Genomic DNA, 13,873 nt, shown 5'->3' on the forward strand with positions numbered 1-13,873 from the left:
ATGAAGGGCACGAGCTACGCCGCCGTCCTCTCCCGCAAGAACGAGATCATGAAGGCGAGCCTCGGGATCGACTTCGACACCTACGTGTCGAGCCCGGTCGCCTTCGACTACGAGCGGATGATGGCCGAGACCGGCTACACCCTCGATGACATCGTCCGGATCCAGTCCGAGACGAAGGTCGGCGGGACGCCTCTCCACGAGCTGACGCGCCTCACCGAGGCCGTCCGCGCCTTCGCCGGGCCCGGCAAGGGAGCGCGGATCTTCGTCAAGGACGAGGCGGCGAACGCGTCCGGCTCCTTCAAGGCCCGCCGGGCCTCGATCAGTGCATACGAGGCGAAGAAGAGAGGTTACGCGGGGGTCATCGCCGCGACGAGCGGCAACTACGGCGCGGGTGTCGCGAGCCAGGCGGCGATGCGCGACCTGAAGTGCATCATCCTGCAGGAGGTCTTCGACAGCCGCGGCGTCGGCCAGCCGGAGATCCTCGAGAAGTCGCGGGCCTGCGAGGCCTACGGAGCCGAGGTCCAGCGCCTCTCGGTCGGGCCGGAGCTCTTCTACGTCCTTCTGCGGACGCTCGAGGAGACCGGCTTCTTCAACGCGAGCCTCTACACGCCGTTCGGCATCCGCGGGGTCGAGACGCTCGGCGTCGAGATCGCCCGGCAGGTGCGCGAACGCGCCGGGAAGGACCCGGACGCCGTCGTCATCACCCACGCCGGCGGCGGGAACCTCACCGGCACGGCGCGCGGCCTCCTGGCCGAGGGGTGCACGGACACCCGCATCGTCGCCTGCTCGGTCGACCTCGCGGGCCTGCACATGGCCTCCGACGGCGACTTCAACCGCAAGAGCTTCACCACCGGGCACACCGGCTTCGGCGTCCCCTTCGCCACGTGGCCCGACCGCGTCGACGTCCCGCGCAACGCGGCGCGGAGCCTGCGCTACATGGACGAGTACCAGCTCGTCAGCCAGGGCGAGGTCTTCTACGTCACCGAGCTGATGACGAAGCTCGAGGGGCTCGAGCGCGGCCCCGCGGGAAACACGAGCCTCACGGCGGCCGTGACCCTCGCGAGGCAGATGGACCGCGACCAGATCGTCGTCGTCCAGGAGACCGAGTACACGGGCGCCGGCAAGCACCACAACCGCCAGCTCTCCTTCGCGCGGGAGAACGGCATCGAGGTGCGCGTCGGCGACCCGGCGGAGAACGTGCCGGGGAAGACGATCGTCCTTCCCGAGAGGCTGGAGCAGGTACGGGGCCGGGTCCAGGACATGGACAAGCTCCGGACCTCTTACCTGAAGAACGCCGCGAAGCTGTACCCGGCGGAGAAGTGGACCGACGGCGACGTCGCCTTCCTTGCCGCCGACCTCAAGAAGGACCCGGCCTGGGTTCGCCAGGCGGTCCCGGCCCTCGCCTGAACGGAGAAGACGACGATGACCGACGACAGGATTTCCCGCTTCGAAACGCGCCGTGAGGCGCTCGCGAAGCTGAGCGACGAAGAGCTGAAGGCCCGCTTCTGGGAGCTGACGAACAGGGTCGTCGAGCCGATCGTCGACCTCGCGAAGGGGCACACGAGCCCCTCCATCGAGCGGTCGGTCCTCCTCCGGATGGGGATCGACTCGGTCTCGAGCCAGGGGGTCGTGAAGCGGATCCTCGACGCCGGTCTCCTGGGCAAGGGGGCGGGGCACGTCGTCCTGAAGGTCTCGCGGAAGACCGGGACGGACGTCCGCGCCGCGGCGCAGGCGATCCTCGACGACCGCACCGTCCTCGACGGGCTCTTCCAGGCCGGGAGCGAGGGGGGAAATGACGAAGCCGACTCCCCCGAACCAGAAGCTCGACATCGAGAGGATCCTCGAGGGTCTCGAGAGCTATCACCCGCCCCGGAAAGGGTGGACCTGGCGCGACGTGCCGAAAGGCGGCGTCGACATGGGCCCCTTCCACTTCCGCGACATGTCGACGCCGCTCGAGAGATCGATCGGACTCCCGGCGAGCAAGTATTTCGACCACATCGACCCTCAGCCCTCCTGCGTCGTGACGACCGAGATCGCCTCGGGCCGCTTCGAGGACGACATTCGCCGGATGCGGATGGCCGCCTGGCACGGCGCCGACCACATCATGGTGATCCGGACGACGGGGCAGAGCCACATCGACGGCCTCCTCGAGGGGACCCCCGAGGGGATCGGCGGCGTGCCGATCACGCGCAAGCAGATCCGCGCGAGCCGCAAGGCGTGCGACGAGATCGAGAAGGAGGTCGGGCGCCCGATCAACTTCCACTCGTACGTCTCCGGCGTCGCCGGGCCCGAGGTCGCCGTCCTCTTCGCCGAGGAGGGGATCAACGGCGCCCACCAGGACCCGCAGTACAACGTCCTCTACCGCAACGTGAACATGTACCGCTCCTTCGTCGACGCGGCGGAGGCGAAGAAGGTCATGGCGGGGGCGCGGATCTTCCAGATCGACGGTGCGCACAACGCGAACGCCACGGCGAAGGCCGGCTGGCTCGTCATGCCCGAGCTGATGGTCCAGCACGGCTTCAACTGCGCGTTCTCCGTCGCCGTCGGGATGGACAAGGACCTCATCGGCCTCTCCACGGTCCCGCCGAACTCCCCGCCGGCGCCGAAGCTCTGGTACGACCTGCCGTATGCCGTCGCCCTGCGCGACTTCTTCAGCGACTTCAAGATGCGGGCGCAGCAGAACACCCGCTACATCGAGGCCGACATCGAGGAGGCCGTGAGGACCCACACGGTCGACACCCTCATCTCGATGCTCACGCGCGCCGACATCCAGAGCACGATCACCCCCGACGAGGGGCGGAACGTGCCGTGGCACTACAACAACATCCGTGGCGTCCAGACGGTGAAGCAGACGTGGGCCGCCCTCGACGGCATCAAGGAGCTCGTCAGCCTCAACCACGACGGGCCGCTCGGCGAGATGGCGCGCGACCTGAAGGAGCGCGCCGTCGCCTTCCTCGAGGAGGTCCTCGAGGTGGGCGGCTACTTCGCGGCCGTGGAGAAGGGCTTCTTCGTCGACTCGGCCAAGTACCCCGAGCGCAGCGGCGACGGCATCGCGCGCGACGGCAACGGCGGCGTCGGCGCGGGCTCCCTCGTCGTCCGCGACGCGGACTACCTGGCCCCCGTCTGCGACCACTTCGGGACGAACCACGTCCCGGCGGGCGCGTCGAAGCCGTGCGACCCGATCGGCGGCTGCACGCTCTGCCGCCCGGAGAAGATCGTCTTCATCGACGAGCTCGACCCCGAGGACAACTGCGACAGGCGCCTCGAGAAGACTCTTCCTTACCGGAAGGGAAATGCAATCAAGCCCGAGGCCGAGTGGGCGGGCGACGGGACGGTCCTCGTCCAGCTCTTCGTCCCCGAGAACGAGGAGATCGCTCCCGTCTACGCCGTCGAGATGGCGAAGAAGATGGGCCTCGTCGACCCCGAGGTCATCAACACGATGGTCCTCCACCCGGCGGAGGGGTGCTTCGTCGAGGTGAAGGGGAAGGTCGCGTTCGACATCGACCGGACGACGCTGAAGATTCCGGAGAAAGAAGTGATCCTCCCCGAGCAGGAGCTCCGAGATGCCGTGAAGGCCGTCGGCCTCAAGGTCGTCGCCGGGACCGTCGGCGAGGACGAGCACAGCGTTGGCCTGCGCGAGATCCTCGACATCAAGCACGGCGGCATCGAGAAGTACGGCGTGAAGTACCACTACCTCGGGACGTCGGTGCCCATCGGCAAGCTCGTCGACGCCGCCATCGAGACGGGCGCGCACGCCATCCTGATCTCCACGATCATCAGTCACAACGACGTCCACCGGGGCCAGATGAGGAAGCTCGCCGAGCTCTGCCGCGAGAAGGGGATCCGCGACCGCGTCGTCCTCGTCGCCGGCGGTACCCAGGTGAACCGCGACATGGCCAGGGAGACCGGCCTCGACGCGACGTTCGGCCGCGGGACGAAGGGAATCCACGTCGTGAACGCCATGGTCAAGGCGCTCCGGGCGCGGGGCGCCGCCTGAAGAGGGAACCGGGAGGCGAGACGCGAGGCCGCTCGGACCGATGAGACGGATCGAGATCCTGACGCTCGAGGTCGGCTCGACGATCACGAAGGCGAACGGCTTCGTGCGCCTCCCCGGCGGCGGCTTCGACCACGTCGCCCAGGGCTTCGCCCCGACGAGCGTCGCCGAGGGGGACGTCGGTGTCGGCGTCGATGCGGCGCTCGCCCATCTCGCCACGACCTCCGGTCTCGACCCGGCCGGGGCCGAGACCTTCGTGAACAGCTCGGCGGCCGGGGGCCTCCGGATGACCGTCCACGGCCTGACGCTCTCGATGACGGCGCGCGCGGCGCGCGAGGCGGCCCTCGGCGCCGGCGGCATCGTGAAGATGGTGACGGCGGGGGAGCTCGACGACTTCGAGCTGGACGAGATCCGCGAGATCCGCCCGAACCTCATCCTCCTCGCAGGCGGTGTCGATTTCGGCGAGAAGGGAATCGTCCTCAGGAACGCCGAGAAGCTCGCGAGCCTCGCCCGAGGCGGTTTCTCCGTGCCCGTCCTCTACGCCGGCAATGCCGCGCTCCGAAAGCCGGTCGAAGAGCTCTTCCGCGCGGCGGGCGTCGAGCTCCACGTCGCCGAGAACGTCTTCCCCGACGTCGACGTCCTCAACGTCGAGCCGCTCCGCCGCCTCGTCCACGAGGCCTTCAACCGCCACATCGTCCACGCGCCCGGTATGGCGCGGCTCGGCAGCCTCACGCGGCACGGGATCCTCCCGACGCCCGGTGCGGTCCTTCGGGCCGCCGAGCTCTTCGCCGAGGTCGCGGGCGACTGCCTCGTCTTCGACGTCGGCGGCGCCACGACCGACGTCCACAGCGTGACGGAAGGGGGCGCCGAGTGGCACTCCCGCCTCGTCGAGCCGGAGCCCCGCGCCAAGCGGACCGTCGAGGGAGACCTCGGCGTCTACGTCAACGCCCGGCACGTCGTCGAGCTGTCGGGCGAGCTGATGGCCGAAGCGCACCTCGACGACCTCGCGGCGCTGCCCGCCACCGAGCGCGAGAAGGCGCTCACCCGCTGGCTCTGCGAGAAGGCGGTCGCCATCGGCGCGCGCCGGCACGCCGGCGTCGTCTCCGACATCTACACCCCCACCGGCCGCCGGCAGGTCGTGAAGGGAAAGGACCTGACCGCCGTGAAGTGGGTCGTCGCGACCGGTGGCGCGCTCACGAAGGTGGAGCGGGCCGCCGAGTGCCTGCGCGCCGTCTGCACCGGTGCCGGGAAGCACCTGCTTCCCGACTCGTCGGCCACGATCCTCGTCGACGCCGAGTACCGCTTCAGCGCTCTCGGCACGCTCGCCCACGCCTACCCCGACGACGTCCGCGCGACCTTCCGCCGGTGGATCGACGCGCAGGCGGCATCGGCATAGCAGGCATCAGGAGCCCCGCCCCATGTACATCCGAACGCCCCGCCTCGAGATCTACCCCGACCGGATCACCCAGAACGCCCGTTCCGTCATCAACCTCTGCCACTTCCACGGCGTGCAGGTCGCGGCGGTGACGAAGGTCGCCTGCGCGCACCCGGCGGTCGTGAGTGCGCTCGTGGCCGGCGGGGCCGACATGGTGGCCGACAGCCGGATCAAGAACCTCCTGTCGATGGCCGACGCCGGCGTCGACCGTCCCCTCATGCTCCTCAGAATCCCGGCTCCGAGCCGGTGCACCGACGTCGTCCGCTGCGCGAACGTCACCCTCAACAGCAACCTGCGCACCATCGAGCTCCTCTCCGAGGCGGCGGTGATGCACGACTGCCGGCACCAGATCATCGTGATGGTCGACGTCGGCGACCTGCGCGAAGGGGTCTGGCCCGACCGCGCCATCGAGATCGTCCGCGGGGCCGGCAAGCTCCGGAACATCGAGGTCGTCGGCCTGGGCTGCAACCTCGCGTGCTACGGGGGGGTCATCCCGACGGTGGCGAACATGAAGGCTCTCATCGAGGTGCGCGACCGCTGTCGCGAGGCGACGGGCCTCGACCTGAACGTCCTCTCGGGCGGCAACAGCGCGAACCTGCCGCTCCTGGCGAGCGGGGAGATGCCGCGGGAGATCAACCATTTCCGCATCGGCGAGGCGATCGTCCTCGGCCGCAACGTCATCGACCGGAGCCCGTGGCCCGGCACCCGTCAGGACACGTTCCGGATCGTCGCCGAGGTCGTCGAGGTGGAGCGGAAGCCCTCGATGCCGATCGGCGATCGCGGGCAGGACGCCTTCGGCGACATGCCCCGGTTCGAGGACCGGGGGGTCCACCTGCGCGCCATCTGCAACCTCGGCCGGCAGGACTGCGTCGTGGACGGCATCGAGCCGCTGATGCCGGGAATCACGGTCCTCGGAGGGTCGAGCGACCACCTCATCCTCGACGTCGAGGACGCGGAGGAGAATGTGAAGGTGGGAGACGAGCTCGCGTTCTGGCCCGGCTACGGAGCGCTCCTGGCGGCGAGCACGAGCCCCTACGTCCAGAAGGTCGTGATTCGCGGATGAGCCTCCTCTATGCCACGCACGCGCGCATCCACCTCGGGAACATCCGGGACAACCTCCGGGCCATCCGTGCCGCCGTCGGTCCGGAGCGGAAGGTCCTCGTCGCCGTGAAGGCGAACGGCTACGGCCACGGTGCCGTCGAGGTCTCGCGGATGGCGGAAGCGACCGGCACGGCCGATTGGCTCGGCGTGGCGAACGTGCCCGAGGGGCTCCAGCTTCGCGAGGCGGGACTCAGGCTCCCGATCCTCAAGCTCGGAGTCACGTTTCCGTGGGAGATGAGGACCGCGATCGAGGCGGGCCTCACGCTCGCCGTCTGTTCGCGGGAAGAGGCCGAGGCGCTCGCCGCAGTGGTGGCCGAAGCGAACCGGCCGGCCTCGGTCCACCTGAAGGTCGACACGGGAATGGGTCGCATCGGCGTCAGCCCCGCGGAGGCTCCCGAGCTGGCGCGGCTCATCGTCGGCCTGCCCGGCGTCGTCCTCGATGGGGTATTCACCCATCTCCCCGTGAGCGACGCGGCGGACGTCACCTGGACGCGCGAGCAGATCCTCCGCTTCCGCACCACGGCGGGCCTCGTCCAGGAGGCCGCCGGGCGGCGGCTCCTCGTCCACTGCGCGAACTCCGGCGCCGTCCTCGGCCACGACTCCGCCTGGCTCGACATGGTGCGGCCCGGAATCATGGTCTACGGTTTCCGCCCCGACCCCGAGACGCCCGCGACCATCCCCCTGAAGCCGGGGATGAGCCTCCTCACCCGCGTCTCGTTCGTGAAGCCGGTCGCGCGCGGCACCTCCATCGGCTACGGCCGCACCTGGGTCGCTCCCGCCGACACGAACGTCGCCACGATCCCCGCGGGCTACGCGGACGGTTTCAACCGACTCTTCTCGAACCGCGGCCGCGTCCTCATCGGCGGCCGGAGCTACCCCCTCGTCGGCCGCGTCTGCATGGACCAGAGCATGGTCGACCTCGGGCCCGAGACGGACGTGAAGGTCGGCGACGAGGTCGTCCTGATGGGCCCCAGCGGCGAGCTGGAGATCCCCTGCGAGGAGTGGGCCGCCAAGCTCGGAACCATCACCTACGAGGTCACCTGCCAGGTGAACCCCAGGGTTGTCCGGGTCTTCGACCCTTACTGAGCCAGGAAAACACCTCTCCGGGCGATTTCCCCGAAAAAGTTGGCCGGGCCTGTTGGAAAATCAGGCTTCTCGCGGAGCTTTACCTATGGATGCCGAACCCCGGACACCCCGGACCCGGCTGGAGCTTGCCGAAACCATCGCGGCGAAGGGCGACCTCCGCCGACGGATGGAGGCGCACCTCCGCTACAGGTTCCGGCTCTCGGCGCCAGAGGTGGAAGACGTGATGCAGGACGTAGTCCTCGAGCTGATGCGATACGACGAGCCCCTTCGCGAGGCCGAAGGGCTCTCGTTTCGCATACTTCACCTCCGGACCCTCCAGTTCCTCCGAAACCGGGGGGTGAGACGCGAGGAGCCCATCGAGGACGACGCGCGGACCGCAGACGACTGGCCGGCTCCCGACTCGCAGAACGACAACTACGTTCTTCTCCGCCAGACGCTCGCGCAGGCCTCTCCCGCCTGCCGGAGGCTCATCCGCGCCCACTACCTCGAGGGGAAGACCCTCAAGGAGACGGCCGAAGCGCTCTCCTACGCCTCGACCAACGTCGTCTGGGTCCTTCTGGATCGCTGCATCCGGCGCCTTCGCGCGGTCTTCGGAGCGACCCGATGACCGCCCCCCATCCCGACGACTTCACCCTCCTCGTCCTCCTCGAGGGCGAAATGTCGGAGATGGACGCCGCGCGGCTGAAGCGGCACCTCTCCACCTGCCCGGCCTGCACTTCGGCCTTCCGCGAGATCGAGAAGCTCGACCGGACGCTCAAGTCGACTCTCCCCACGCTCGAGGAGGCGCTGGCCGAGCCCGAGCTCCCGGAGGGCGACCCGTTTCGCTGCCGTCCCGACTGCACCCGCCTCGGGCGGCGCCCGCCGATCGCCGGTGACGACGCCATTCACGAGGTCTTCGCGGCAAGCCGCGACGCCGCCGAGGTCAAGAGCCGCCTCCTGGGCGCGGCGGCCGCTCCGGAAGAGGACCTCCGCGAGGCCCTCGCCGACCTCGATCTCCTCGCCCTGCGCGACCGCTACGGCCTCGGCTACGCTCTCGACGACGCCCTCTACAACATGGTCGAAGGCCCCGCCCGCTGGGCCCGCTTCGGCCGTGCCTCCGCCGACACCGTCCTGGCCGCCCGGGCCGAAGGCCGTGCCCTCGACGCCCCCGCCGAGCGCGCCTTTCCCCTCGACGACCTGCTGGGCCTCTCCCTCCTCGTCCAGGGCACCGCCTGCAACTGGACCGGCGAGTTCTTGCGAGGAGGCCGCGACCTCCGCCGGGCCTACGGAGCCTTCGCCCGAGGCTCCGTCTCCGAACGGCGCCTCGCCTCCGTCGAGCTGGTCGAGGCCCAGCGGCGAGCCTTCCTCGACCGGGCCGAGGAGGCGCTGCACCTGGCGGACCGGGCGAGGGGGACGTTTCAGGCTCTGGGGCTGGAGGACGAGGCGGCAAAGGCGGGTGGTGCACATGCCACTGCCCTCTCGTACCTGGATCGTGACGAGGAGGCGATCGCGGAGTTCCGAGCACTCCTGCCGGTGCTTTCAAGTCATGAGCGGTGGAACACTTACGTCTCGACGCTGAACGGGATTGGCGCGTGCCTGCTCCGCCTGGGGGCCCGGAAGCTCCGGCGTGAGTATGCCCGTGCCCTTCGTCTCGTGAATCGCGAGGCCCGGCCGGCCGTGCACTCGTTCATCCGCGCCAATCTCGCCAGGACCCTCTATCAGGGAGGCCGCTTCGCCGAGGCTGCACGGGCCTTCGGAGCAGCGGCAACGCTTTTCGCAACGCAAGGCGCCACGGCGGATGAGCTGCAGATGAGCCTCTTCCAGGTAGAGGCGCTGTCGCACCCGGCGCCCCGCGGCGCGGCAAGACGCTTCGAGGACGTCGGCGAAGTCCTTCGTGCCTCGAATGCAGTGGATTCCGACATCCTCCGGTCTCTCGAGGCCGCGCTCGCCGGCGACATCCCTGATGTGGACCTCGTCGCGACGTTGAGGTCCCGGGCTGAGCGGCAGATCGCCACGCGTCTCCGACGAGCCGTCTGAAAGAAAGTTCGCCGACCCTGTTGTAAAAAACCCCTCCTCGCGCAGCCTAGTCTCACAAGGCAAATCGGAGAGCGCTCCCCGACGCCTTCACCGAGCCCCGGAAGGGCTGGAGGAGGATGTCGTGAAAAAGACCTTTGCTATCGATCATTCTGGGCGGCGCCCTGCTCGTCGCGAGCGGAGTCGCCCGTGCAGACTCACCGCGACCCGCCGAGCCGCGCTGGGGAATCAGGCCCGAACGGGCAGCCCCGAGCTCCACGTTCGATCTTGCGCGGTGGATGGCCCGCAGACTGATCGAGGCCGTCGGCGTCTCACTGCCGGAACCGTCGGATCCGGTGCCGGCGCCCGAGACGACGACGCCGACGCCGATCGAACTGGACTCGGCCTGTCCGCCCGAGCGGGTGCACTGCCCGGTGGGGTGAACGCTCGGAAGACTCGAAGACACGCCCTGCAAAAGGGCGTGTCTTCGGTTTGGCCCGGCCGGATCATCTCGTCGGCAGGGCCGGGGCTGAAACGGGCCGCCGGGCTCGATCGCGACCGTGGAAGGCGCTTGTGGGGAGCCCGTTCGCGTGCGCGAGGCGAGTCAGACCTTGCCGCGCCTCTCCTGGCTCGACACCCGGTTCTTCGGGGCGTCGCCGCCAGTTCCATCGGACCAGCGGGGCGTCTTCGAGGTCCACGTCCGGAGGTACTTCAGGTAGTCCTCCGTGTGATTGATCGCCAGCTCTGACCTTGCCCCGTTCTCACGTCCATTTTACGAGGGAGGAATTCCCTGGCAGTAGCGCTGTGGGAACGGAGGGAATCGCGCAGCGATTTCCTCGGTTTCCACAGTCGGGGGTGTGCCCGCGAGTAGGCGGGCGTAGGCCGCCGGGGGACGCCTTCCCACGGAGCTGTGCGGCCTGACCTCGTTGTAGTCGACGCGCCATTCCTCGATGGTGTTCCGGGCGTCGTCCAGATCGATGAACCAGTGCAGATTCAGGCACGTTTCGCGAAGCTTGCCGTTGAAGCTCTCAACGAAGGCGTTCTGGGTGGGCTTGCCCGGATCTATGAAGTGAAGCCGAACACCGTTCAGCCGTGCCCACCGGTGCATGGCCTTCGACGTGAACTCCGGGCCGTTGTCCATGACGATGACGGCCGGAAGTCCCCGCGTTTCCTTCAGTTTGTCGAGGACTCTCGTGACCCTCACGCCGGAGATCGAGGTGTCCGTCAGGACATCCGGGCTCTCGCGCGTGCCTTCATCGACGATCGTCAGGCAGCGGAAACGGCGGCCCGTGGCCAGCGCGTCGCTGACGAAGTCCATCGACCAGCGCTCGTTGGCGCGCTGCACCGGCTCGAGCTTCGGCTGCCGCGGCCGTGGGCCTTTCCGGGGCCGGCGTCGCGGGAGAGAAAGACCCTCCGACTTGTAAATGCGGTAGAGCCGCTTGTGATTCACCACGCACCCTTCATCGCGCAGGAGGTCACCCAGGAGTCGATAGCCGCCTCGTGGCCGGGCCAGCGCGAGCTCGCGAAGGCGAGCGACCAGCGGCGCAGGGTCCTTTCGACGAGACTCGTACCTCGCCGTCGAACGCCACGCCCCCACGAGGGCACAGGCACGGCGCTGGCTGATGCGGACTTCGCTTGTCATGACGCCCACGGCGATCCGCCGGGCTGCGGGCGTCACCATTTTTTTGAGAGCACCGCCTTCAGCGCCTGGTTGTCCAGCGTCAGGTCCGCGACAAGGTGCTTCAGTCGCCGGTTTTCATCCTCGAGGCCATGCAGCCGGCGCGCATCGCTGATCTCCATCCCGCCGTACTTCGCCTTCCACCGGTGGAAGCTCTGCTCGCTGACTCCGTGCCGTCGGCAGACGTCCTTCACCGCGGCGCCGGCCTCAGCCTCCTTGAGCACCGCGATGATCTGCGCCTCCGTAAACCGCTTTCCCTTCATGACCGCCCCTTTCCGGCCCCCAGATTCTCAACCTGGTGGACCGATTTCGTGGGGCAAGGTCAGCGAAGTCCAAGAGGACCGATGCGGGAGAGAATGAAGGAGAGCAGCCAAGCCTACCGAGTAGCGGTCAGCAGCGAGTGCTTGCGCGAGGCCGGTGCACTGCCGCGTTAGCAGGCTGCTGACAAAGAGACCGCCGAGAGCGGGTTTCGGCGTCTGATGAGGACGACAGGCATCAGATCGACTTCCGTGATTGCCCGGCTTCGAGGCTCACGGGCAGCGGAATGGAGGACCTCACCGGTCTCATGCTGGTTCGGTCCTCGTTTCCAGGGCCCTGGCGAGGCGTTTGAGGTTGAGGACCCAGCCGATGAGCAGCGTTTCCTGCCGTACTCGGTCCAGCCCGCGACGGCGGAATCGTCGGAGCCCGTGCCAGTCCTTGGCCTCGCCGAAGAGTTCCTCGATCTTCTTTCGCGCCCGCTGCGAGAGGGCGTATCCGACGCCTCGGACACGCATCCGGATACGGGAGTGTTCCGGCTGTCGGCCTCGTGGGTCGGCGGCGATGTGTGGGGCGATCTGGCGATCGAGCAGGGTTCGAATCAGGCCGGTGCTGAAGAAGCCCTTGTCGGCGCCGAAGGTCTTCGGCTCGTACCGGAGCCGGCGGTGAGCGCGATCCAGAAGCTTCACGCTCCCCTCGGTCTCCGAGGCGGAGGACCGGAAGACTTCGACGCCCAGGCCGAGAAGGAAACGATGGCGGTTCTCCATCAGGGCATTCACGGTGTAGCCGGGATGGGCGCCCGTTCCCGAGGACCCCTTCGAGACGAAGCGACAATCAGGGTCCGTCAGCGATCTATGCGTCGCGTTCGACCGCTTCTGGCCCCGGAAGTCCACGGCGCGATTCCCGGGATCCTGGGGTCCCTCCGGTCCCTTCTCGTCCTCGGCCCTCAGCCGCTTCTTGTACTCCTCGGGGTCCATCGCCAGCTCGATCGGCACGAAGCTCTTGAAGCTCGCGTTGGCCCGGACGAGAGTCCCGTCGGCACTCACGTGCCGGCTGACGAGCCCCTCGTCCATGGCCCGCTTGATCGTCTGATCGAACAGCTTCTCGAGCACTCCCGATGCGTCGAAGCGCCGCCGGCGGTTCTGGCTGAAGGTCGATGCGTCCCAGGCGTTCTGGTCCAGGTTCAGCCCGACGAACCACCTCAACGCCATGTTGCACTGCAGTTCCATCACCAGGCGCCGCTCGCTCGTGACGCCGAGCAGGTATCCGCCAACGAGCGCCAGGAACAACTGCTCGGGCGGGATCGAGGGACGGCCGATCGTCGAGTACAGGTCCCGGCAGGCCTTCCGAATCGCCTTGCCGTCCACCAGAGGCCGAATCCTCCGCAGCGGGTGCTCCTGCGGCACGAATGTCTCCAGCGAGATGTTGTAGAAGAACGTCGCCTGCGGATCCGAATCGCCCATCATCTGGCCGCCCCTCCCGACGTTGGTCTCGACAGAGAAAACGACCTTACGTCTCGGGTATTCCCGCTTTCCGGGCCTTTGTCAGCAGCCTGTTAGGTGGCGGGACGTGTCGGAACGCGGATGCGGTAGAGAAAGCGGGGGTTCGCGGCCTCTCTTTAGCAGTGAAATAGGGAATGGGAGGGCCGTGCTCTCTGTCGCGCGCGAGCCGTGCCCTCCCGTTAGAGGAGGACTCGACTCTATCTACGGCCTCTTAGACAGCTCGACTCTGTGGAGAAGACCGAGCGCCGCGAGAGTGGCCTCTCCGACCGACTGCTTTGGGCCAAGAACGAGGCTGCAGTGCACAACGCATTCTCCAGGACCGACGCCGTCTTGGTTGGTTAGAGTCTTGGGTGGCTCATTGGGAACGGTAACTACCGCGGCGAGAAAGTACTGAAAGACGCACTGGTTCGGGTCATTACTGACAAACGTCGCGCTTTGTCCAGACGAGAGGTGGACGTTTCGGGGGCCGTCTGTGTAGTCGGCGCCGCTGCGATAGAAGAACTTTACTCCTGCTGAGACGATGACGACACCCCAACTGGAGGGGCAGTTGTTGATCAGCGTGATTTGCGCCTGATAACCAGTGGGCGCCGCCTGCGCCAACCGCTCGACACCAGCAACTAGCTCAGGCGCTTCGAGGCTCACACTCATGAGAATCTCCTTTTGAATTGCAACGCGGGCGGTGAACGTTCTGGGTGCCAGGGGACGCAATCGGGGGTGTGAGGCGGACCTCGGATCGAAGGCCGTGACGTGTGAAGCACGACGTGCCGGCAGAGAGATGCCGCGCGGCGGCGCGGGGCCGAAGCGGCGGTGGCACTCGTCGATGGCAGCTC

At 68.0% G+C, this 13,873-nt stretch carries 10 protein-coding genes and 1 pseudogene; 8 read left to right on the forward strand and 3 right to left on the reverse strand.

The window, feature by feature from the left end:
- The 8 genes and pseudogenes from IPN03_11165 to IPN03_11200 all read left to right on the forward strand — a co-directional run bounded on the left by IPN03_11165 (position 1) and on the right by IPN03_11200 (position 9,632).
- Positions 1-1,407, forward strand: a complete 1,407-nt coding sequence (locus IPN03_11165) for a pyridoxal-phosphate dependent enzyme (GenBank protein ID MBK9374263.1) — start codon at positions 1-3, stop codon at positions 1,405-1,407.
- A 15-nt stretch (positions 1,408-1,422) separates the two neighbouring features.
- A pseudogene (locus tag IPN03_11170) lies at positions 1,423-1,770 on the forward strand (ornithine aminomutase subunit alpha).
- Positions 1,771-1,792: 22 nt separating this feature from the next.
- Positions 1,793-3,997, forward strand: a complete 2,205-nt coding sequence (locus IPN03_11175) for a cobalamin-dependent protein (protein MBK9374264.1) — start codon at positions 1,793-1,795, stop codon at positions 3,995-3,997.
- A gap of 40 nt (positions 3,998-4,037) precedes the next feature.
- Positions 4,038-5,390 (forward strand): glutamate mutase L, encoded by a 1,353-nt coding sequence (locus IPN03_11180; protein ID MBK9374265.1) that lies wholly within the window; start codon positions 4,038-4,040, stop codon positions 5,388-5,390.
- A 22-nt stretch (positions 5,391-5,412) separates the two neighbouring features.
- Positions 5,413-6,492, forward strand: coding sequence for an alanine/ornithine racemase family PLP-dependent enzyme (locus tag IPN03_11185; protein ID MBK9374266.1), 1,080 nt, complete (start codon positions 5,413-5,415; stop codon positions 6,490-6,492).
- Positions 6,489-7,616, forward strand: a complete 1,128-nt coding sequence (gene alr, locus IPN03_11190; GenBank protein MBK9374267.1) for an alanine racemase — start codon at positions 6,489-6,491, stop codon at positions 7,614-7,616. The genes IPN03_11185 and alr overlap by 4 nt, the downstream gene beginning before the upstream one ends.
- Before the next feature lie 85 nt (positions 7,617-7,701).
- Positions 7,702-8,223: a hypothetical protein gene (locus IPN03_11195; protein MBK9374268.1), complete on the forward strand. Its 522-nt coding sequence runs from the start codon at positions 7,702-7,704 to the stop codon at positions 8,221-8,223.
- Complete coding sequence (locus IPN03_11200; GenBank protein ID MBK9374269.1) at positions 8,220-9,632, forward strand: zf-HC2 domain-containing protein; 1,413 nt, start codon at positions 8,220-8,222, stop codon at positions 9,630-9,632. Before IPN03_11195 ends, IPN03_11200 begins: the two co-directional genes overlap by 4 nt.
- Before the next feature lie 748 nt (positions 9,633-10,380).
- On the opposite strand, the gene IPN03_11205 is transcribed toward IPN03_11200, so the two are convergent.
- The 3 genes from IPN03_11205 to IPN03_11215 all read right to left on the reverse strand — a co-directional run bounded on the left by IPN03_11205 (position 10,381) and on the right by IPN03_11215 (position 13,691).
- Positions 10,381-11,549 (reverse strand): IS3 family transposase gene (locus IPN03_11205; protein ID MBK9374270.1). Its coding sequence is split into 2 segments (ribosomal slippage): positions 10,381-11,297 and positions 11,297-11,549, totalling 1,170 coding nucleotides; the frame shifts between segments, so codons are not numbered across the junction.
- 300 nt (positions 11,550-11,849) lie between these two features.
- On the reverse strand, positions 11,850-13,007 hold the full coding sequence (locus tag IPN03_11210) for a transposase (protein ID MBK9374271.1): 1,158 nt from the start codon (positions 13,005-13,007) through the stop codon (positions 11,850-11,852).
- A 237-nt stretch (positions 13,008-13,244) separates the two neighbouring features.
- Positions 13,245-13,691 (reverse strand): hypothetical protein, encoded by a 447-nt coding sequence (locus IPN03_11215; protein MBK9374272.1) that lies wholly within the window; start codon positions 13,689-13,691, stop codon positions 13,245-13,247.
- Between the last annotated feature and the right edge of the window lie 182 nt (positions 13,692-13,873).

The organism is Holophagales bacterium (assembly GCA_016719485.1).
Classification (GTDB): domain Bacteria; phylum Acidobacteriota; class Thermoanaerobaculia; order UBA5066; family UBA5066; genus UBA5066.